Origin of the sequence: Roseicella aerolata (assembly GCF_020523605.1) — a bacterium.
In the GTDB taxonomy this organism is placed as follows: Bacteria; Pseudomonadota; Alphaproteobacteria; order Acetobacterales; family Acetobacteraceae; genus Paracraurococcus; species Paracraurococcus aerolatus.
Genome location: NZ_JAJAQI010000050.1, coordinates 1 through 19719, shown reverse-complemented (window position 1 = coordinate 19719; position 19719 = coordinate 1). Strand labels below are relative to the sequence as shown.

At 72.1% G+C, this 19719-nt stretch carries 18 protein-coding genes; 8 read left to right on the top strand and 10 right to left on the bottom strand.

Going from position 1 to position 19719, the window contains the following annotated elements:
- Positions 1-142: 142 nt before the first annotated feature.
- The 5 genes from mdoH to LHA35_RS23505 form a co-directional block, all read right to left on the bottom strand.
- The gene (mdoH, locus tag LHA35_RS23525; protein ID WP_226612976.1) at positions 143-2320 is read right to left on the bottom strand and encodes a glucans biosynthesis glucosyltransferase MdoH; all 2178 of its coding nucleotides are present in this window, start codon (positions 2318-2320) and stop codon (positions 143-145) included.
- Positions 2308-3825, bottom strand: coding sequence for a glucan biosynthesis protein (locus tag LHA35_RS23520; protein ID WP_226612973.1), 1518 nt, complete (start codon positions 3823-3825; stop codon positions 2308-2310). The genes mdoH and LHA35_RS23520 overlap by 13 nt, the downstream gene beginning before the upstream one ends.
- A 313-nt stretch (positions 3826-4138) precedes the next feature.
- Positions 4139-4924: a creatininase family protein gene (locus LHA35_RS23515; protein ID WP_226612969.1), complete on the bottom strand. Its 786-nt coding sequence runs from the start codon at positions 4922-4924 to the stop codon at positions 4139-4141.
- Positions 4925-4929: 5 nt separating this feature from the next.
- Positions 4930-5502 carry a peroxidase-related enzyme gene (locus tag LHA35_RS23510; RefSeq protein ID WP_226612965.1) on the bottom strand — a complete coding sequence of 191 codons (573 nt, stop codon included), beginning with the start codon at positions 5500-5502 and terminating at the stop codon, positions 4930-4932.
- Between the two features lie 177 nt (positions 5503-5679).
- Positions 5680-6327 (bottom strand): cation transporter, encoded by a 648-nt coding sequence (locus LHA35_RS23505; RefSeq protein ID WP_226612961.1) that lies wholly within the window; start codon positions 6325-6327, stop codon positions 5680-5682.
- 69 nt (positions 6328-6396) lie between these two features.
- Here LHA35_RS23505 and LHA35_RS23500 point away from each other — a divergent pair, with 69 nt between their 5' ends.
- The gene (locus tag LHA35_RS23500) at positions 6397-6801 is read left to right on the top strand and encodes a MerR family transcriptional regulator (RefSeq protein ID WP_226612959.1); all 405 of its coding nucleotides are present in this window, start codon (positions 6397-6399) and stop codon (positions 6799-6801) included.
- 21 nt (positions 6802-6822) lie between these two features.
- On the opposite strand, the gene ftsY is transcribed toward LHA35_RS23500, so the two are convergent.
- The 4 genes from ftsY to LHA35_RS23480 all read right to left on the bottom strand — a co-directional run bounded on the left by ftsY (position 6823) and on the right by LHA35_RS23480 (position 12430).
- Entirely contained in the window at positions 6823-7791 is a 969-nt protein-coding gene (ftsY, locus tag LHA35_RS23495; RefSeq protein WP_226613047.1) for a signal recognition particle-docking protein FtsY, read from the bottom strand.
- Between the two features lie 507 nt (positions 7792-8298).
- On the bottom strand, positions 8299-9588 hold the full coding sequence (mtaB, locus tag LHA35_RS23490; RefSeq protein ID WP_226612955.1) for a tRNA (N(6)-L-threonylcarbamoyladenosine(37)-C(2))-methylthiotransferase MtaB: 1290 nt from the start codon (positions 9586-9588) through the stop codon (positions 8299-8301).
- Positions 9585-10463 (bottom strand): diaminopimelate epimerase, encoded by an 879-nt coding sequence (gene dapF, locus LHA35_RS23485; RefSeq protein WP_456316093.1) that lies wholly within the window; start codon positions 10461-10463, stop codon positions 9585-9587. The genes mtaB and dapF overlap by 4 nt, the downstream gene beginning before the upstream one ends.
- Before the next feature lie 332 nt (positions 10464-10795).
- A complete protein-coding gene (locus LHA35_RS23480) occupies positions 10796-12430 on the bottom strand; it encodes a helicase HerA-like domain-containing protein (RefSeq protein ID WP_226612938.1) in 1635 nt (544 codons plus the stop codon).
- Between the two features lie 180 nt (positions 12431-12610).
- On the opposite strand from LHA35_RS23480, the gene rpmI reads away from it, so the two are divergent.
- The 4 genes from rpmI to pheT all read left to right on the top strand — a co-directional run bounded on the left by rpmI (position 12611) and on the right by pheT (position 16882).
- Positions 12611-12817: a 50S ribosomal protein L35 gene (gene rpmI / locus LHA35_RS23475; protein ID WP_226612934.1), complete on the top strand. Its 207-nt coding sequence runs from the start codon at positions 12611-12613 to the stop codon at positions 12815-12817.
- A gap of 13 nt (positions 12818-12830) precedes the next feature.
- Positions 12831-13205, top strand: a complete 375-nt coding sequence (gene rplT / locus LHA35_RS23470; RefSeq protein WP_226612930.1) for a 50S ribosomal protein L20 — start codon at positions 12831-12833, stop codon at positions 13203-13205.
- A gap of 82 nt (positions 13206-13287) precedes the next feature.
- A complete protein-coding gene (gene pheS / locus LHA35_RS23465; protein WP_408902410.1) occupies positions 13288-14385 on the top strand; it encodes a phenylalanine--tRNA ligase subunit alpha in 1098 nt (365 codons plus the stop codon).
- Position 14386: 1 nt separating this feature from the next.
- Positions 14387-16882: a phenylalanine--tRNA ligase subunit beta gene (gene pheT / locus LHA35_RS23460; protein ID WP_226612927.1), complete on the top strand. Its 2496-nt coding sequence runs from the start codon at positions 14387-14389 to the stop codon at positions 16880-16882.
- Between the two features lie 171 nt (positions 16883-17053).
- Here pheT and LHA35_RS23455 read toward each other — a convergent pair whose 3' ends face one another.
- Complete coding sequence (locus tag LHA35_RS23455; protein WP_226612924.1) at positions 17054-17863, bottom strand: SDR family NAD(P)-dependent oxidoreductase; 810 nt, start codon at positions 17861-17863, stop codon at positions 17054-17056.
- Positions 17864-17965: 102 nt separating this feature from the next.
- On the opposite strand from LHA35_RS23455, the gene LHA35_RS23450 reads away from it, so the two are divergent.
- The 3 genes from LHA35_RS23450 (at position 17966) to LHA35_RS23440 (ending at position 19668) form a co-directional block, all read left to right on the top strand.
- Positions 17966-18670: an AzlC family ABC transporter permease gene (locus LHA35_RS23450; protein ID WP_226612920.1), complete on the top strand. Its 705-nt coding sequence runs from the start codon at positions 17966-17968 to the stop codon at positions 18668-18670.
- 76 nt (positions 18671-18746) lie between these two features.
- On the top strand, positions 18747-19055 hold the full coding sequence (locus LHA35_RS23445) for an AzlD family protein (protein WP_226612917.1): 309 nt from the start codon (positions 18747-18749) through the stop codon (positions 19053-19055).
- A gap of 76 nt (positions 19056-19131) precedes the next feature.
- Complete coding sequence (locus LHA35_RS23440) at positions 19132-19668, top strand: diguanylate cyclase domain-containing protein (protein ID WP_226612915.1); 537 nt, start codon at positions 19132-19134, stop codon at positions 19666-19668.
- Positions 19669-19719 lie beyond the last annotated feature (51 nt).

The following is a 19719-nucleotide window of genomic DNA, read 5'->3' as shown; positions in this document are numbered from 1 at the left end:
GGCGCAGATCCGCACCGCAGGGGCCGAGGCGCGGGGGGCTCGATGCGCCCAGGCAGTCGATCCGTGCAGCCAGGTGCCTTGCCCCTGCCCGCCAGCCCTTCCCGGACCCCGCCATGCTGCGGGCGCCGGCACCAGCGGCAGGTCAGGGGTTGCGCGGGTGAGCCCGGTCACCGCCGCGCGCTGCGATCGCCGCCAGGCCCACCAGGCGATCGAGGCCCGCGGCATCGGCCAGCAATGCCGCCTTTTCCGCCCGGCTCAGGCCGTCAAGCGCCTCGCCCAGGTCGCGCGCCTCCTGCGCCTTGACCATGGCCACCAGCAGGGTCGGGTCCACCGGATCCAGCCGCGGGCGGCGCGGCGGCGGCAGCATCCGCCGATGCGCCTCCAGCAGCGCCGGATCGCCTGCCAGCCGGCGCACCGCCTCGACCTCCTCCGCAGCTGACACGAGCGACCGCCGGATCGTGTTGGCGCGCGCCAGCACGGCCGGCGGGTCCCGTTCCTCGGGAATGGACAGCACTCCGAACCGGCGCAGCAGCCCGGCCGGCCGCGCCGTCAGCGCCGCCAGCGGCACCGCCAGCGTCAGGCCGAGCGTGACCGGCAGCATCCACAGCGCGAGGAAGGGCGAGACCAGCCAGGAGGAGAGGCCGAACAGCAGCCCGAAGGCGGTGTGCCGCCAATACAGCCGCAGCACCTCGCGCAGCCGGAGCTTGCCGTCGTCGCGCTGCTGCGGCTGCCAGCCTGAGTCGCGTCCGAGCAGGATGGACACGACGTCGACGCTCTGCGTCAGCATCGTCACCGGTGCCAGCAGGCCCGCCACGAGGGTCTCCAGCAGCAGGCCGAGGAATGATCTCACGCCGCCGCCGATGCCGCGGCGGTCCTCCCGGTTCAGCAACAGCAGCGCCCAGGCCAGCAGCTTGGGCACCAGCAGCAGCGACATGGTGCCGATGAACAGCCACATGGCGCGCACCGGATCCACGACCGGCCAGTCCGGGAACAGGGATGGCCCGCTCGGGAAGTAGGCCGGCCGGATGAAGCGCGCTTCCAGCGCGCCGAGCACGCCGACCACGAGGAACAGCAGCCAGAGCGGCGCGGTGATGTAGGAGCCGATCCCGGTCAGCAGGTGCAGCCGGCTGATGGGGTGAAGGCCGCGTGCCGGCAGCACCGCGGCATGTTGCAGGTTGCCCTGGCACCAGCGCCGGTCGCGCACCGCCAGATCCGTCAGTGCGGGTGGGCTTTCCTCGTAGCTGCCGCGCAGCGCCGGCACCATGTGCACCGCCCAGCCGGCGCGGCGCAGCAGGGCGGCCTCGACGAAATCATGGCTGAGGATGTGGCCACCGAAGGGCTTGCGGCCAGGCAGCGTCGGCAGGCCGGCATGGCCGGCGAAGGCACGCGTGCGGATGATGGCGTTGTGGCCCCAGTAATTGCCTTCCGCCCCGTGCCACCAGGCGATGCCGGCCGCGATCATCGGGCCATAGACGCGCCCCGCGAATTGCTGCATCCGCGCGAAGAAGGAATTGCCGTTGACGATCACCGGCAGGGTCTGGATCAACCCGACATCCGGATGGCGTTCCATCGCCGCGGCCAGCCGCACCAGCGCCGCACCGTCCATCACGCTGTCGGCGTCGAGCACCAGCATCTGCGGATAGGCGCCGCCGAAGCGCTGTACCCATTCGGCGATGTTGCCCGCCTTGCGCTCGGTATTCTTCTGGCGACGCCGGTAGAAGATGTGCCGGTCGTCGCCGGTGCGCTCCCGCAGCGCCAGGAAGGCCGCTTCCTCCGCCACCCAGGCATCGGGGTCGGTCGTGTCGCTGAGGATGAAGATATCGAAATGCTCCGAGGCGCCGATGGCAGCCAAGCTCTCATGGACGGCCTGCAAGCCCGCCATCACCCGTTCCGGCGGCTCGTTGTACACCGGCATCAGGAGTGCCGTGCGCGTGCTCAGCTTCGGCAGCGCTGCCTCAGGGTCGATGCCCAGGCGCCGCCCGCCGCCATGCAGCAGGCTAGCGAAACCGCAGACCGCGCTGACGAAAGACAGCGCAATCCAGGCGAACAGCGGCACGAACAGCAGCAGCAGGACGATCTGCGTCGCGGTGGGCCGCGCGATATCCAGAACCAATCCCATCTCGCGCGTGGCGAAGGCGGTCAGCAACACCGCCCCGCCCAGGACCAGTACCCGCCGCCACGCCATGCCGCGCGGGGCGGAAGGCCGCGCCGATGGTCCCGGCGGCGGCATCGCCCCTAGCGACTGCACCGGCATCTCCAGCGGCGCCGTCTCCGGCAGTGCCCGCCACTTCGCTCCGGGACCGCTGATCAGGCTGTCCATCGGTAGAGCCAGGTCTCGGTGAGCGGACGGTCGTTGAAGGTCAGCACGGCGCGCAATTCCGCGAGCCGCGCCGAGCCCGGCAGCAGCTGGAAATGCACGCGCCAGCCACCGGTATGCGGGTTGGCCTGCACCACCGGGTTGTGGATCTCACCGGCGCTGGTGCGCAGGTCCAGCGTGGGCAGCGTATCGGCTGGAACCTCCTGGTTCCTGCCGCCCACCGCATCCAGCACGAACAGCCGCCCGCGCGTGCTCGCGGCGCCAATACGGGTCTCGACGAACTGCGCCAGCTCGGGGTTGCCCTTCATCACGGGCAGCCAGTGCAGCCGGTAGACGAAATTGTATTCCTCGCCCGGACGCATCGGCTGTTCCGGGCGCCAGAACGCCACGATGTTGTCGTGGATCTCGCCATTGGTCGGGATCTCGACCAGCTGGACGCTGCCGGGGCCCCAATCGGCGATGGGCTCCACCCACAGGCTGGGCCGGCGCTCGTAGCTTGCCTCGAGGTCGTTGTAGTCGGTGAAGCCGCGGCGGCGCTGCATCAGGCCGAAGCCGCGCGGATTGACCTCGGTGAAATGGCTGACCTGCAGGTCTCGTGGGTTGTGCAGCGGCCGCCAGATTTGCTCGCCGCGCGAGGTGGCAAGCAGCAGGCCATCGGAATCATGCACCGCGCCGCGGTAGTCGTCGACGCCGCCGCGGTCGTTCGGGGCGAAGAAATACATGCTGGTCAGCGGCGCGATGCCCGCCAGCGCCAGTTCCACGCGCGGGAAGATGCTCGCCTGCACATCGAAGACGGTGCTGTCGCCCGGCCGGATGGTGAAGCGGAAGGACGCGGTGGCGCTCGGGCTGTCGAGCAGCGCATGCACCACCACGGAATTGGCCCCGGCATGTGGCCGTTCCAGCCAGAAGGCGCGGAACATCGGGAATTCCTCGCCGGAGGGATCGGCGGTCTTGATGGCGAGGCCCCGCGCCGAGAGGCCGTAGCGAAGCTCCCGGGCGACCGCCCGGAAATAGCTGGCGCCGAGAAAGGCGCAGACCTCGTCGAACACGCCCTGCTTGTTCAGCGGGTGGGTGATGCGGAAGCCGGCATGCCCGAAATCGGCACCGGGCGGGGGACGGCCCTCGAGATTGAAGGGCGACGGGTCGTAGAGAATGGGACGCGCCTGACGGTCGACCACCTCGAACAGTTCGACCTTGCGTGTATAAAGGAAGCCACGATGGAACAGCTGGACCTGGAAGCCAAGGTTCGCCCCGCGCCACAACGCGCGCTCCCGGTCGAAGGTCAGTTTCCGGTAGTCGTCATAGCTGAGGTCGGTGAATTCGCGCGGCAGCCTGTCGTCGGGTGCACGATGGGGACGCTTGGCAAGGTCACGCGCCAGGTCGCGAACGGTGCCATCGCTGAACGGGCGCGCCGCAGCCGGATTGGGCTGGGCAGCAACAGGATCGCCATCCGCCTTCAGGAGGAGCGCTGAGGCGGCAATGGCGGCAAAGGCGTCTCGACGATGCACGGGAGTTCCCATTCGGCGCGGGGGAAACGGCGATGGAGCGTAACACCCATACTGCGCCAAGCGGAACGAGACAGCTGCATGGCAGTTGCGTCACCCAATGCCTGACCGCGGCAGCCGGCTGCACGATTCAAAGAGAGCAGAAGGCAGGGATTGCGAGCTGGTTCTGCTGCAATCCTGCACATCCGCACGGCCTAGATACATGCATCCGCATGGCAAGACTGCGGCAGGTGACTTCGGTAAGGCCGGATCAGCCCGTCAAGCGCCCACACTTCTCCGCCAGCGGGTCAGGCACCCGCTGCACCCGGCTCGTGTCTCAACGCTGGGCGCGGCCCGCCGCCCAGACATCATCCGGCCTGCTCCACAGCGCCGGGTCGCGCATGGCGGCGGCCAGGGCCGTGGTCACGGCCGCCAGGATCGCCTCGCCCTTCCCCGCCGTCGCGGCGCGCGGGTCACCGCGCACGCCGGTGCGCGGGGCGCGCTCCTCGAAGGACCAGAAGCGCACCATGCCGGGGGGCGGGTTGGGCGGCGGGTTGGACATGGCCTCGGCGACCTTGTCCTGCCGCACCTGCGCCGCATCCAGCGCCAGCCAGAGGCTGGTCTCGCCCTCGCAGGCATGCTGCACGCCGGGCTGGGTGGTCAGGATGGCGCCGATCTCCTTCGGCGCCAGGTTCGGCCAGGTGGTCACCACCACGGGGACGCCGAACTCCGCCGCCAGCTCCCGCGCGCTGACCGCCAGCGGGTCGATATTGCCGCCATGGCCGTTGACGATCAGCAGCCGCCGGAAGCCATCCGCCAGCAGGGACCGCACCACGCAGCGCAACACCGCATGGAAGGTGGGATAATCCAGCGTGATGGTGCCGCCGAAGGGCAGATGGTGCTCGGACAGGCCCAGCCACATCGGCGGCAGCACCACCGCCGGCAGATCGGCCGCCGCGGCGCCGCGCAGCGCGATCTCATGCGCATGGGCGCTGTCGGTCCAGACCGGCAGATGCGGCCCGTGCTGCTCCAGGCTGCCGATCGGCAGCACCACCAGCGCGTCCCGCGCCGCCAGCGCCTTCAGCTCCGGCGCCGTCATGCGTTCCCAGCGAAGCTCGGCCATCCCGTTCAGCCCCGGCCCATCGTGTAGAACTCGTCATTCGGCCGAAGCGAGGTGACATTGGCCATCCGGTTGGACATGCCGAAGAAGGCGGCGATGGCCGCGATGTCCCAGATGTCGTCATCCGAGAAGCCGAGGTCGCGCAGCGCCGCGCTGTCGGCCTCCTCCACCTCATTGGCCCGCTGGGTCACCTTGAGGGCGAATTCCAGCATGGCCTTCTGCTTCGGCGTGATGTCGGCCTTGCGGAAATTGGCGGCGACCTGGTCGGCAATGAGCGGGTTCTTGGCCCGGATGCGCAGGATCGCGCCATGCGCGATGACGCAGTACTGGCACTGGTTGAAGGACGAGACGGCGACCACGATCATTTCCCGCTCCGCCTTGGTCAGGCCGCCAGGCTTGTCCATGAGCGTGTCGTGATAGGCCATGAAGGCGCGGAATTCCTCCGGCCGGTAGGCGAGCATCAGGAAGACATTCGGGATGAAGCCCGATTTCTCCTGCACCTTCTCGATGCGGGCGCGGATGTCCTCGGGCATGTCCTCGAGGCGGGGAACGGGGTAGCGGCTGACGGGGGCTGTGGTCATGGCGGGTACTCCTCCGGCCCCAGCCTACGCGCCTCGCCGCCGCCGTCGAGCCCCGGGCGATCACCCTGCCCGCGCAATCCGGGTCGTGTCCGGCCGCTCGAAGCCGCCGGTGCCGCGCGCTTCCGTCAGCAGCCGGCCCCACGGGTCCATTCGGGCGATCGCTGCTCCTGCCCCGCGCTACGCCGCCGGCGCCAGGCCGGCCTCCGCCCCGCGGAGCTCGCCGCGGGCCTGCCGGACGATCTGCCAGCCCCCCTGCAGGCCGAGCCCGCCCATGATCCCGGCCACGACCAGATCGGGCCAGCCGGTGCCGGTGCCGAAGACGCCGGCCGCGGCGAGCATCACGGCCAGGTTCCCGACGGCATCGTTCCTGGAGCAGATCCAGACCGAGCGCATGTTCGCGTCCCCGCCCCGGAAGCGGTAGAGCATCAGCGCGACGCCACCATTGGCCAGCAGGGCGGCGGCGCCGACCAGGCCCATCACCTCGGCCCGCGGCAGGGTTCCGGCCCAGGCATGCCAGCCCGTGCTGCCGAGCACCCAGAGCGCGAAGGCGATCAGCGTCCAGCCCTTCACCAGCGCGGCCCGCGCCCGCCAGGCGAGCGCCATGCCGGCGACGCCGAGGCTGATGGCGTAATTCGTCGCATCCCCGAAGAAGTCGAGCGCATCGGCCATGAGGGCGGCCGAGCCGGCGGCGGCGCCGGCCGCGACCTCGGCCAGGAAGAACCCGGCATTGACGGACAGGGCGATCCAGAGCGCCCGGCGCCATTGTGGGCTGTCGAGCGGCTGCGCCTTCGCGGCGGAGCAGTGGTCATCGTGGCAGCAGGCCATGGCACCATCTCGACGGCGGCAACCGGTGAGCGGCAGCATGCAGCCTGTAGCCACTCCAGGGTCAAGCGCATGGCGACCGGCAGTTTCAGCATCGGCGACCTCGCCCGGGCGACCGGCACGAAGGTGGAGACGATCCGCTACTACGAGCGCAGCGGCCTGCTCCCGCCGCCGCCCCGGACGGGCGGCAACTACCGTGCCTATGGCGATGGCGACCTGATGCGTCTCGGCTTCATCCGCCGCGCCCGCGATCTGGGTTTCTCCCTGGCGCAGGTCCGCGCCCTGCTCGACCTGGCGGATCAGCGGGAGCGTTCCTGCGCGGCGGTGGATGCCATCGCGCGGGAGCACCTCGCCGAGGTGGACCGGAAGCTCGCCGGCCTCGCCGCCCTCCGCCGGGAACTTGCCCTGCTCATCGAGCAGTGCCGGCACGGGACGGTGGCGGAATGCCGGATCCTGGAGGCGCTCGGCCCGGGCTGATCCGGGCCGCCCCTCCGGCGGTCAGTCGAGCCCGACCAGCCCCCGCGCGAAGTCCCGCGCCTCGAAGGGGCGCAGGTCGCCGGCCTTCTCGCCGACGCCGACGAAATGCACCGGCAGGCCGAATTCCTGCGCCAGCGCCACCACCACGCCGCCTTTGGCGGAGCCGTCCAGCTTGGTGACGGCAAGGCCGGTGACCGAAACCATCTCCCCGAAGACCTTGGCCTGCTGGATGGCGTTCTGGCCCGTGGTGGCGTCCAGCACCAGCAGCACGGAATGCGGCGCGCTCTCATCCACCCGCCTGATGACGCGGACGAGCTTGCGCAGCTCCTCCATCAGGGCGGACTTGTTGTGCAGGCGCCCGGCGGTATCCACCAGCAGCACCTGGGTGCCGTCCTCCCGCGCCGCCTTCAGCGCATCGAAGGCGAGGCCGGCGGCATCCGCCCCTTCCTTCACCGGCGCATGCACCCGGCAGCCGGTGCGCTCGCCCCAGATCTGCAGCTGCTCCACCGCCGCGGCGCGGAAGGTGTCGCCGGCGACGAAGGCGCAGGCGAGGCCCTGCTCCCCGTACTGCTGGCCGAGCTTGGCGATGGTGGTGGTCTTGCCGGTGCCGTTCACGCCGACCACCAGCACCACATGCGGCGCACGCGCCGGGTCCAGCGGCATGGGCTGCGCGACGGGGCCGAGGATGGCGGCGATCTCCTCCGCCAGCGCCGCCTTCACCTCCTCATCCGTCACTTCCTTGCCGAAGCGGGTCTTGCGGAAGCCCTCGACGATGCGGCGGGAGGCGGCGACGCCGAGATCGGCGCTGATCAGCGTCTCCTCCAGCTCTTCCAGCGCCTCCTCGTCCAGCCGGCGCTTCTTGAAGAGCGAGGTGACGCTGTCGGTCAGCTTGGCGGTGGAGCGGGAGAGCCCGGCCCTGAGGCGGGAGAACCAGCCACCGCGCGCGGCGGGCTCCTCGGCCGGGGCGGGCGGCGGTGCGGCAGGGGGCACCGGCCGGGGCGTGGCCGGCGCCGGCGCGGCGGAGGGCGCCGGGGGCGGCGGCGCGCCGACCGGCGGCGGGACAGGCGCGGCCGGCGCGCGGGTCTCGGCCGGCGGCGGCGCGGTGGGCGCAGGCGGTGCCGCTGGCCCGGCGTCAGCGGGCGGCTGGACCTCGGCCTCCCGCAGCGCGGTCGCCTCGGCCGCCTCGCGCGCCTCCACCTCGCGCAGCGCCGCGGCATCGTCGCGCGGGCGCAGCCCGGTCTCGGCGGGCAGCGGGGCCGCTGGCGCCGGTTCGGTGCCGAGGCGCTCCAGCGGGCGCGGCGGCGTGAAGGGAGGCGGCTCCGGCGGTTGCGGCGGCACCGGGATGTCCGGGCCGGCGGCCGGCGGCAGGGTCGGCGGCCCCGCGGGCGGCGCCGGCACCGGCGGCGGGCCGGGCGGCGGGGAGAGCGGCGCCTCGGCCGGCGGCGGCTGCTCGCCACGGCCGCGGAGCCTGGTGATCCAGTCGCGCAGCGCCATGGGTCAGGCCACCTCGGCCAGCAGCCCGTCCGGCGCGGTGCCGGTCACCCGCAGCCGGCGAAGCTCGCCCGGGGCGGCGCTGCCGCCGACCAGGCGAATGGGGGCGAAATGCGCGGTATGGCCGCGGTCGTCGCGCTCGAACAGCACCTGTTCCTCCTGGCCCAGCCTGCCCGCGTAGAAGCGCGCGGCGGCGGCCTGGCCGGCCCCGCGCAAACGGGCGCCCCTTTCCTTGCGCAACGGCACCGGCAGTTGCGGCATGCGCGCGGCCGGGGTGCCCGGCCGCTCCGAATAGGGAAAGACATGCAGGAAGCTGAGTTCCATTTCCTCGACCAGGTCGAGGGTCTCCTGGAACTGCGCCTCCGTCTCGGTCGGGAAGCCGGCGATCAGGTCGGCGCCGAAGGCCATGTCGGGCCTGAGCGCCCGGGCGCGCCGGGCGAAGGCGATGGCATCCGCCCGCAGGTGCCGGCGCTTCATGCGCTTCAGGATCAGGTCGGCGCCATGCTGGAGCGAGAGGTGGAGATGCGGCAGCAGCCGCGGCTCCGTCTCGATCAGCCGCCAGAGGTCGTCATCCACCTCAACCGGGTCGAGGGAGGAAAGGCGCAGCCGCGGCAGGTCCGGCACCAGCGCCAGCAGGCGGCGGACCATCTGGCCGAGGCTCGGCGCGCCGGGCAGGTCCGGGCCGTAGCTGGTGATGTCCACGCCGGTCAGCACCACCTCCCGGTAGCCATGCGCGACCAGCGCCCGCACCTGCTCGACAATGGCGCCGATGGGCACGGAGCGGGAGGGGCCGCGGCCGAAGGGGATGACGCAGAAGGTGCAGCGATGGTCGCAGCCCTGCTGCACCTGGACGAAGGCGCGGGCGCGGCCGGCGAACTCCGTCACCAGATGCGCCGCCGTCTCGGTCGCCGCCATGATGTCCGTCACCGGCGCGGGCGGGGCGTCGAGCGCCCAGGTCTCCGGCTTCAGCTTGTCCGCATTGCCGATGACGCGCGCGACGCCGGGCAGCCCGGCCCATCGTTCGGGCGCGATCTGGGCGGCGCAGCCCGTGACGACGATGCGGGCCGCGGGGTTGTCGCGCGCCGCCTTGCGGATGGCCTGCCGCGCCTGGCGTTCGGCCTCCGCCGTCACGGCGCAGGTATTGACCACGATGGTCGGGCCATGGCCGGCCTTGGTGGCCAGGTCACGCATCGCCTCCGACTCATAGGTGTTGAGCCGGCAGCCGAAGGTCAGGACCTCGATGCCGCCGGGCGACCGGGTCACGCCCGGCGCCTCGCCATGGCCGGGCGCCGTCATGCCGGATAGGCCCCGAGGTCGATCTCGCCGGTGAAGGCGGTGGCGACCGGGCCGGTCATCAGCACATGTCCTGCCCCCGGCCCGTCCTCCCGCCACTCGATCACCAGGTCGCCGCCGGGCAGCGAGACGGTGGCGCGCCGCCCGGTCAGGCCGCGTCGCGCCGCGTTCACCAGGGCGGCGCAGGCGCCGGAACCGCAGGCCAGCGTCAGCCCCGCCCCGCGCTCCCAGACCATCAGGCGGATGTACTCCGGCGTCAGGACCTGGACGAAGCCGATATTGGCCCGCTCGGGGAAGATCGGGTCATGCTCCAGCGCCGGGCCGATCTCGGCGAGCGGCAGGGCGTCCAGTTCGGGGACGAAGAAGGTCGCGTGCGGGTTGCCCATGGAGCAGGCGGCGGGGTCGGCAACCGGGCCGCGGCCGATCGGCAGGTGCAGCGTGTCCACCTCCCGCGCCAGGGGCACGTCGCGCCAGCCGAGGCGGGCGGGGCCCATATCGGCGCGCCAGAGATCCATCCCCTCCCCATTGGGCAGCCGCTCCACCGGCAGGTCGCCGGCGATGGTGCGGACGACCACGCGGTCGCGCCCTGTCTCCTCCGCCACCAGGCTGGCGATGCAGCGCGTGGCATTGCCGCAGGCCCCGGATTCCGAGCCATCGGGGTTGCGGATGCGCATGAAGACATCGGCCCCGTCGGTCCCCGGCTCCATGACGATGAACTGGTCGCAGCCGATGCCGCGCCGCCGGTCCGCGATGGCGGCGGCCCGGGCGGGCGTGATCGGCAGCGCGGCGCGCCGGGCATCCAGCACGCTGCCTTTGCGTGCATCCAGCACGACGAAGTCGTTGCCGAGGCCGTGCATCTTGCGGAAGGGAACCATGATGGGCGCAGATATGCCCCGCCGGGGGCGGCAATCCAAGCCTCGCGGGCGCATGGGTGGGTGCGCGGATCCGGGCAGCGACCGCCCGGGAGGCGGATGGCCCAGGCCGCCGCCGCGGGCGTCCGCAGCATGCCCGATCGCCCTTCGCACCCTCAAGTTCCAGGGCGGGCCATGGCCGGACCCGCCTAGCCCTGACGGTCCCCGCGCCAGCGCGGCCTGCCCCGTTCGGACCGGCGGGCCATGGCGCCGGTGCCTGCATGGCTTTGCCGGTAAGGCCAAGGCCGCTGCCGGCCCCGGCGCGTGGCAGGATCCGGGCCCGGGGCCGGCAGGTCCCGCTACCGCTTCAGGATGGAGCCCAGCACCCCCCGCAGCACCGCATCGCCCAGCCTGCGCCCGACCGAGGTCCCCATGCTGCGGGCGGCGGATTTGGCCATGGATTCCAGCGGGCTCTCGCGCCGCCCGCCACCCCCGGTCAGGACCGTGCCCAACACATTGCCCCAGCCGCCGCCCTGGCCCTGCGGCTGGCCGCTCCAGGGCCCCGGGGCGTCCGGGCGGCGGGGCACCTGCGGGATGCGGCCGCCGCGGGGCGGCGGCGCCTCGGGCAGCGGGCGCGGCGGCACCACCACGCCGCCCCAGGGATTATCGCTGCGCACCGGTGCCGGGCCGGTGCGCATGGGGCCGGAGACCGGCGCGCCGGCGGCCCGGCCGACCAGCAGCTCATAGGCGCTCTCGCGGTCCACCGCCTGGTCGTAATGGCCGGCGACGGGGCTCTTCCGCATCAGCTCGGCCCGCTCCTCCGGCGCCAGCGGGCCGATGCGGCCGCGGGGCGGGACGATGCGGGCGCGCTCCACCATGCTCGGCGTGCCATCGGCCTGGAGGGTGGAGACCAGCGCCTCCCCCACCGCCAGATGGGTGATCGCCTCCTCCACCTTCAGCCTTGGATTGGGCCGGAAGGTCTCGGCGGCGGCGCGGACCGCCCGCTGCTCGGCCGGGGTGAAGGCCCGCAGCGCATGCTGCACCCGGTTGCCGAGCTGGCCGAGCACCGTCCCCGGCAGGTCCAGCGGGTTCTGCGTCACGAAATAGATGCCCACCCCCTTGGAACGGATGAGCCGCACCACCTGCTCCACCTTCTCGACCAGCGCCCTGGGCGCGTCGCGGAACAGCAGATGCGCCTCGTCGAAGAAGAAGACGAGCTTGGGCTTCTCCAGGTCGCCCACCTCCGGCAGTTCCTCGAACAGTTCCGAGAGCAGCCAGAGCAGGAAGGTGGCATAGAGGCGCGGGCTGTGGATCAGCCTGTCGGCGGCCAGCACGTTCACCGCGCCGCGGCCGTCCGGGGTGACCAGCATCAGGTCCTGCAGGGCCAGCGCCGGCTCGCCGAAGAATTGCTCGCCCCCGGCCTGTTCCAGCACCAGCAGGCGGCGCTGGATGGTGCCGATGGTGGTCTTGGACACCTGCCCGTAATGGTCGCGCAGCTCGGCGGCGCGGTCGGCGATATGCGCCAGGATGGCGCGGAGGTCCTTGAAGTCCAGCAGCAGCAGGCCGTCATCGTCCGCCACCTTGAAGGCGATGTTGAGCACGCCCTCCTGCGTGTCGTTGAGCTCCAGCATGCGGGAGAGGAGGAGGGGCCCCATCTCGGCGACCGTCGCCCGCAGCGGGTGGCCCTGCTGGCCGAAGACGTCCCAGAAGATGACGGGCGCGGCCTCATAGGCGTAGTCGGCCACGCCCAGCGCCTGCGCCCGGGCCTCGAGCTTCGGGTTGGGCTTGCCGGGGGCGGCGATGCCGGAGAGGTCGCCCTTGATATCGGCGCAGAAGACCGGGACGCCGGCGCGGGAGAAGCCCTCGGCCAGGCATTGCAGGGTCACGGTCTTGCCGGTGCCGGTGGCCCCGGCGACCAGCCCGTGGCGGTTGGCGCGGGAGAGCAGGAGCTCGCAGGGCCTGTCGCCCCGGCCGATCAGGATGCCCGTCCCCATCTCCCCGCCCCCATGCCGCTGCTGCCTCGGACCCGGGATATACGATCAGCGGCCGCCGCTTGCATCCCGCCCCCCGCATCGCTATAGGCCGCCCCTCCCCGCGCGCCGGTGCTTGTATGGGCATGCCCGGCCGCGTTCCTGCGCCCCTTCGGGGGCGCCTTCTGACCGAGGAGGTCTCAAATGCCCAAGATGAAGACGAAGTCTTCTGTGAAGAAGCGCTTCAAGATGACCGCGACGGGCAAGGTGCTGGCCGGCCCGGGCAAGAAGCGTCACATGCTGCGCAACCGCTCCCCCAAGGTGAAGCGGCAGAACACCGGCACCCAGGTGCTGGAGCACCAGGACGCGCTGACCGTCCTGCAGTGGGCCCCCTACGGCCTTCCCCGGTAAGGAGTAGCGCGCCATGGCACGTGTGAAGCGCGGCGTCACCGCCCACGCCCGTCACAAGAAGGTCCTCAAGCTCGCCAAGGGCTATGTCGGCCGGTCCTCCACGAATTACCGTCCCGCGCTGCAGCGGGTCGAGAAGGCGCTGCAATACGCCTATCGCGACCGCCGCAACAAGAAGCGCGACTTCCGCGGCCTGTGGATCCAGCGGATCAACGCCGCGGTGCGCGAGCACGGGCTGACCTATTCCCAGTTCATCGCCGGCGTGAAGGCGGCGAATATCGATCTGGACCGCAAGGTGATGGCCGCCATCGCCTTCGACGACCCGACGAGCTTTGCGGCGCTGGTCGAGAAGGCCCGCGCTGCCCGTCCGGTGGCCAAGCCGGCCGCCTGACGCTTCCCGCTTCGGAAGACCGACGCAGAGAAGGGCCGCTCCCGGCAGGGTGCGGCCTTTCGCTTATCCGGGACCGGACAGAATGAGCGAGACGACGATGTCGGGCGATGACCTGGCGGCCCTGGAGGCCGAAACCGCGGCGCAACTCGCCGCCGCCGCCGATTTGCGCGCCTGGGACGCGGTGCGCGTCGGCACGCTGGGCAAGAGCGGGCGGCTGACCGCGCTGCTGAAGGGCCTCGGGGCCGTGCCGGCCGAGCAGCGGAAGGAGCGCGGCGCCAGCCTGAACCGGCTGAAGCAGGCGCTGGAAGCGGCGATCGAGGCCCGCCGCCTCGCCCTGGAGGAGGCGGCGCTGGACGCCCGCCTGCGGGCCGAGCGCATGGATGTGAGCCTGCCCCCCCGCCCCTTCCCGCCGGCGGGCGCCGAGCAGGGCGGCATCCACCCGATCAGCCGCACCATGGAGGAGCTGGTCGCCCTCTTCGGCGCGCAAGGCTTCAGCGTGGCCGAGGGGCCGGATATCGAGAGCGACTGGCACAATTTCGGCGCGCTCAACATCCCCGAGCACCACCCGGCAAGGCAGGACCACGACACCTTCTATCTGCCGGCGGTGGACGGCCGGCGGCCGGTGCTGCGGACCCACACCAGCCCGGTGCAGATCCGCACCATGGTGACGCAGGCGCCGCCCATTCGCGTCATCGTCCCCGGCCGCACCTGGCGCGCCGACCACGACGCGACGCACAGCCCGATGTTCCACCAGGTGGAGGGGCTGGTGATCGACCGCGGGATCACGCTCGGCCATCTCAAGGGCTGCCTGATCGACTTCCTGCGCGCCTTCTTCGGCATCGGCGACCTGCCGGTGCGCTTCCGTGCCTCCTACTTCCCCTTCACCGAGCCCTCGATGGAGGTGGACATCGGCTGGAACCGGAAGACCGGGGAGCTGGGCAAGGGCGGCGACTGGCTGGAGATCCTGGGCAGCGGCATGGTGCATCCGCGCGTGCTGGCCAATTGCGGCATCGACCCGCGGGAGTGGCAGGGCTTCGCCTTCGGCATGGGGATCGAGCGCATCACCATGCTGAAACACGGCATGCCCGACCTGCGGCCGTTCTACGAGAGCGATGTGCGGTGGCTGCGGCACTGGGCCGCCGACCCGCTCTCGCCCCCCTCGCTCGCGGAGGGCGTGTGAGATGAAGTTCCCGCTGTCCTGGCTGAAGCGCCACCTCGAGACCGAGGCCTCCGTCGCCGAGATCACCGCGACGCTCAACCGCATCGGCCTCGAGGTCGAAGGGGTGGAGGACCGTGGCGCGGCGCTGGCCGCCTTCCGCATCGCGCGGGTGGTGGAGGCGGTGCAGCACCCGAATGCCGACCGGCTCCGCGCGCTGAAGGTCGATCCGGGCGACGGGCGCCTGCTCTCCGTCGTCTGCGGCGCGCCGAATGCCCGCACCGGCATGAAGGGTGTCCTCGCCCTGCCGGGCGACCACATCCCCGGCACCGGCATCACGCTGAAGACCGGCGAGATCCGCGGCGTGAAGAGCGAGGGCATGATGTGCTCCGCCCGCGAGCTCGGCCTGGGCGAGGACCATACCGGCATCATCGACCTGCCCGAGGACGCGCCGCTCGGCGCGACCTATGTGCAATGGGCGGGGCTGGATGATCCGGTCATCGAGATCAGCGTCACCCCGAACCGCGGCGATGCGCTCTCGGTCCATGGCGTGGCGCGGGACCTCGCGGCGGCGGGCCTCGGCCGGCTGAAGCCGCTGGAGGCGCCCAAGGTCACGCCCGCCTACCCCTCCCCGCTCCGCTGGGAGATCGCCGATCCCCGCGCCTGCGACTACGTGATCGGCCGCGCCATCCGCGGACTGCGGAACGGCCCCTCGCCGAAGTGGGTGCAGGACTGGCTCACGGCGATCGGCCTCAGGCCGATCAACGCCCTGGTGGACGTCACCAACCTCTTCACCTACGGCCTGGGCCGGCCGCTGCATGTCTTCGACGTGGCGAAGGTGAAGGGCCAGACGCTCACCATGCGCATGGCGCGGGAGGGCGAGAGCCTGCTGGCGCTGAACGGCAAGACCTACGCGCTGACGCCGGAGGACGGCATCATCGCCGATGCGGCGGGGCCGGAGGCGCTGGGCGGCATCATCGGCGGCGAGCATTCCGGCTGCGACGAGACGACGACCGAGTGCTTCATCGAATGCGCGCTCTTCGATCCGGTGCGCATCGCCCTCTCCGGCCGCCGGCATGACGTGCGGACGGATGCGCGGGCGCGGTTCGAGCGCGGCGTCGATCCGGCCCTGCCGCCGCTGGCCCTCGACCTCGCCACGGCGCTGATGATCGAGCTCTGCGGCGGCGAGGCCAGCGAGGTCTCCGCCGCCGGCACCCCGCCCGCCTGGGAGCGCAGCGCGACGCTGCGCTTCGAGCGGCTGGCCGGCCTCGGCGGCGCCGACGTCCCGGCCGAGGAGGCGGTCGGCATCCTGGAGCGGCTCGGCTTCACGGTGCAGGCGCGCGACGCGGCGAGCGTGACGGTCGCCGTCCCCTCCTGGCGCAACGACATCGCTCAGGGGCGTGCTTCGCAGGACGCGGCACGGCTGCATCTCGACCAGGACGCGACCCTGCCGGAGGCGCGCGCCCGCGCCGCGGCGGAGGGCTGCGCCGCGGTGGAGCCGGAGGCCGACCTGGTGGAGGAGGTGCTGCGCATCCGCGGCCTCGACACCATCCCTGCCGTCTCGCTGCCCGTCTCCGGCATCGTCCCGCCGCCGGCGCTGACGCCGAAGCAGGCGCGCGCCAGCCTCGCCCGCCGGGTGCTGGCGGCGCGCGGCATGCTGGACTGCGTGAGCTTCGGCTTCCTCGAGCAGAAGACAGCGGCGCTGTTCGGCGAGACCCCGGATTCGCTGCGCCTGGTCAACCCCATCGCCGCCGATCTCGACCAGATGCGCCCGACGCCGGTCGCCAGCCTGCTGCTGGCCGCCGGCCGGAACGCCGCGCGCGGCTGGCCGGATGTGGCGCTGGCGGAGCTGGGCGCCGCCTACCGCGATCCCTCGCCGACCGGGCAGCTTGCGGTCGTCGCGGGCGTGCGCGCCGGCCACACGCCGCGGCACTGGGCGGAGCCCTCCCGCGCCGTGGACGCCATGGATGCCAAGGGCGACGCGCTGGCGGTGCTGGCCGCGCTCGGCGTGCCGATGGCGGCGCTGACGGTCACGGCCGATGCCCCGGGCTTCTACCACCCCGGCCGCAGCGGGGTGCTGCGCCAGGGGCCGAAGACGGTGCTGGCGACCTTCGGCGAGGTGCATCCGAAGGTCCGCGCCGCGCTCGACCTCGCCGGGCCGGCGGTCGCCTTCGAGGTCTTCCTGGATGCCATCCCGGAGCCGAAGCGCCGCAAGAAGGGCGCGCCGGACCTGCCGGCCTTCCAGCCGCTGCGCCGCGACTTCGCCTTCCTGGTGGATGCCGGCGTGACGGCGGAGCAGGTGCTGCGCGCCGCCCGCAGCGCCGACAAGGCGCTGGTCACGGATGTCGCGCTGTTCGACCGCTATGCCGGGGACAAGCTGCCGGAGGGCAAGGTCAGCCTGGCCATCCAGGTCACGCTGCAGCCGCGCGAGGCGACGCTGACGGACGCGCAGATCGAGGCGGTGGCGGACCGCATCGTCGCGGCGGTGGTGAAGGCAACGGGCGCCACGCTGCGGGCGTAGTTTGCAGCTGAGCCCGCAGACTCACAGAAACGGATGGGGGCGGGGGAATATCTTCTCCCGCCCTTTCTTCTACAGCGGATTGCGTTCAGAACTGAACGCTCATCCGCTGTAGCTCCTTGTTTTCCGAGCAGATTCACGCCTTCGGTCGTTCACGGCCTCCGGCGATCTGCTCTATCCCGGCCTTGCCGCGGTCAGCCCCCCATCCACCACCAGATGCGTCGCCGTGATGTAGCGCGCCTCCTCCGAGGCGAGGAACACCACCGCATTCGCCACGTCCCAGGCATCGCCCATGCGGCCGATCGGCACGCTGGCATGGCGCTTCGCCACCAGCGCCGCGGCGTCGTTGGTGCCGAGTTGCTTCGCCAGCCGGTGCTCCACCAGCGGCGTGTGCATGGTCCCCGGCACCACGCAATTCACCCGGATGCCCTTCTTCACGAAGGCGATCGCGGTCGAGCGCGTGAAGGCGATGATCCCGGCCTTGCTCGCCGCATAGGCCACATTGGTCCGCCCCTCCACCTGGTGGCTCAGCGCGGCGACGGAGGAGATGTTGACCACCGCCCCCGCCCCCTGCCGCTCCATGACCGGCAGCACGTATTTGCAGCCGAGGAAGGCGGTCTTCAGGTTGTGGTCCATCTGGGCGTCCCAGACCTCCTCGCTCATCGTCACCGGGTCGCCGGGGGCGGAGCCGCCGACATTGTTCACCAGGATGTCGATGCGCCCGAAGCGCGCGAGGCAGTCCTCGACCGCCGCCTGCACCTCCGTGGCGATGGTCATGTTCACGGTGCGGGTGGCGCAGGTGCCGCCCTCGGATTCGATGATGCGCGCCGTCCCGGCCACCGCCGCGGGATTCAGGTCCAGGCCATAGACCTTCGCCCCCTGCCGGGCCATCAGCACCGCCGTCGCCTTGCCGTTGCCCCAGCCCCCCTCGCCGACGGAGCCGGCGCCCGCGATGAAGGCCACCTTGCCGGTCAGGTCGAGCATCTCGTTCCTCCCTTGCGTCAGGCGCCAGCCAACCGCGCAGCCATCGCAGGGGTCAAGCTCCTCCGGGCCTGCTATGCGCTTCGGGCGAGCGGAGATCGGGGCTTGGACCAGCGGGGCGGCTTCACGCGGGCGGGGGTGGTGCGCGGGCTGAAGGCGGCGCTCGCCCTCACCCTCGGCCTTTCGCCCTTCGGCCTGGTGGTGGGGATGACGGCGGATGGCGTCGGCCTCTCCCTGCTCGAGACCCTGCTGATGAGCGGCCTGGTCTTCGCCGGCACCAGCCAGCTCGTCGCCCTGCAATTGTGGTCGGACCCGGCGCCGATCCTGGCCGCGACCCTCGCCTGCCTGGTGATCAATCTCCGCATGGCCCCGATGGGCGCCGCCCTCGCCCCGGTGCTGGACCGCACGCGGGGCATCCGGCTCTGGGGCAGCCTGGCCCTGCTGGTCGACAACTCCTTCGCCCTGACGATCGCCGAATTGCGGGCGGGGCGGCGCGATGCCGGCTTCCTCTTCGGCGCCAGCTTCGGGATGTGGGTGAACTGGATGGCGATGTGCGCCATCGGCCACATCTTCGGCAACGCACTCAGGCTGCCGGCCGGGCATCCGATCTTCTTCGCCTCCTCCGCCGCGGTGCTCGCCATCCTGGTGCAGCTCTGGCGCGGGCGCTCGGACCTCCAGCCTTGGCTCCTGGCCGGGGCGGTGGCGCTGATGGCCCATGGCCTGGGGCTGGGCGCCCCCTGGCCGGTGCTGGCGGGGGCCTTCGCCGGCGCCACCCTCGGCGCCTGGCGCGACACCCGGGGGCAGGCGTGAGGCGCCGTCGCGCCCCGGGCGCGCAGGCGGCCCGCCGCCACCGGCGCGCCAGGATCCACCTTGCGGGAGGCGCAGCATGACGCTCCGCTGGGACGTGCTGGCGGCCATCATCGGCATGGCGCTGGCGAGCTATCTCTGCCGCGCCGGCGGCTATGCGGTGCTGCGCGTCACCCGCCCGCCGCCCTTCGTGCAGGCCATGCTGCAGCACCTGCCGGGCTGCATCTTCGTCGCTTTCCTCGCGCCGATCTTCCTGCAGTCCGGCTGGCCGGCGGCCGCGGCCGGCGCCGTGGTGCTGCTGGTCCAGGCGCGGCTGCGCAGGCTGGCGCTATCCATCCTCGCCGGCGTCGGGACGATCTGGCTGCTGCGGCTGGCCGGCGCGCCCTGACCGGCCTTCACCGCATCTCCACCATTTCCGCCCATCCTTCCTGGCCTGACCCAGGCAGGCAGGGGCGGAGGCATCCTTGGCACAGACGACACCGGCGCAGAGTGGCAGCCCCTGCATGCATTGCCCGGCCAGGACCTCCGCGGATCCGCTGACCGGCCTCGCCGACCGGCGGCAGTTCCGGGACCGGCTGGCGCAGGCCCTGGCCGGCCCCACCACCGAAGGCCCCGGCCTGCTGCTGATCGACCTCGACCGCTTCAAGGCGGTGAACGATGCGCTGGGCCATCCGGCGGGCGATGCGCTGCTGCAGGCGGCCGCCGGCAGGCTGCGTTCCGCGCTGCGTCCGGCCGACATGGCGGCCCGGATGGGCGGGGATGAGTTCGCCGTGCTGCTCGCCTCCCCGACAGGGCGGGAGGCGGTGGCCTCCGTCGCCGCCCGCCTCGTGGAGCTGCTGGCCCGCCCCTATGTCATCCGCGGCCAGGTGGCGATCGTCGGGGCCAGCATCGGCGCGGCCCTCGCGCCGGAGGACGGCACGGACCCGGACATGCTAGACCCGAGTAGCCCTGGCTGGAATCGGCTTGTGATTGGCTGCGGCGCGAGGTGGTGTGATTCGTAGGTGTCCAGCTTGGGCTGGAGGCTTCGATGGCGTGGCGTCGTGGGCAGGCCT

Excerpts from the sequence above, each read along its gene's own strand:
- mdoH (WP_226612976.1), bottom strand. The coding sequence starts at position 2,320 with ATGGACAGCCTGATCAGCGGTCCCGGAGCGAAGTGGCGGGCACTGCCG.
- LHA35_RS23515 (WP_226612969.1), bottom strand. The coding sequence starts at position 4,924 with ATGGCCGAGCTTCGCTGGGAACGCATGACGGCGCCGGAGCTGAAGGCG.
- LHA35_RS23510 (WP_226612965.1), bottom strand. The coding sequence starts at position 5,502 with ATGACCACAGCCCCCGTCAGCCGCTACCCCGTTCCCCGCCTCGAGGAC.
- LHA35_RS23505 (WP_226612961.1), bottom strand. The coding sequence starts at position 6,327 with ATGGCCTGCTGCCACGATGACCACTGCTCCGCCGCGAAGGCGCAGCCG.
- LHA35_RS23500 (WP_226612959.1), top strand. The coding sequence starts at position 6,397 with ATGGCGACCGGCAGTTTCAGCATCGGCGACCTCGCCCGGGCGACCGGC.
- mtaB (WP_226612955.1), bottom strand. The coding sequence starts at position 9,588 with ATGACGGCGCCCGGCCATGGCGAGGCGCCGGGCGTGACCCGGTCGCCC.
- LHA35_RS23480 (WP_226612938.1), bottom strand. The coding sequence starts at position 12,430 with ATGGGGACGGGCATCCTGATCGGCCGGGGCGACAGGCCCTGCGAGCTC.
- rpmI (WP_226612934.1), top strand. The coding sequence starts at position 12,611 with ATGCCCAAGATGAAGACGAAGTCTTCTGTGAAGAAGCGCTTCAAGATG.
- rplT (WP_226612930.1), top strand. The coding sequence starts at position 12,831 with ATGGCACGTGTGAAGCGCGGCGTCACCGCCCACGCCCGTCACAAGAAG.
- pheS (WP_408902410.1), top strand. The coding sequence starts at position 13,288 with ATGAGCGAGACGACGATGTCGGGCGATGACCTGGCGGCCCTGGAGGCC.
- pheT (WP_226612927.1), top strand. The coding sequence starts at position 14,387 with ATGAAGTTCCCGCTGTCCTGGCTGAAGCGCCACCTCGAGACCGAGGCC.
- LHA35_RS23455 (WP_226612924.1), bottom strand. The coding sequence starts at position 17,863 with ATGCTCGACCTGACCGGCAAGGTGGCCTTCATCGCGGGCGCCGGCTCC.
- LHA35_RS23445 (WP_226612917.1), top strand. The coding sequence starts at position 18,747 with ATGACGCTCCGCTGGGACGTGCTGGCGGCCATCATCGGCATGGCGCTG.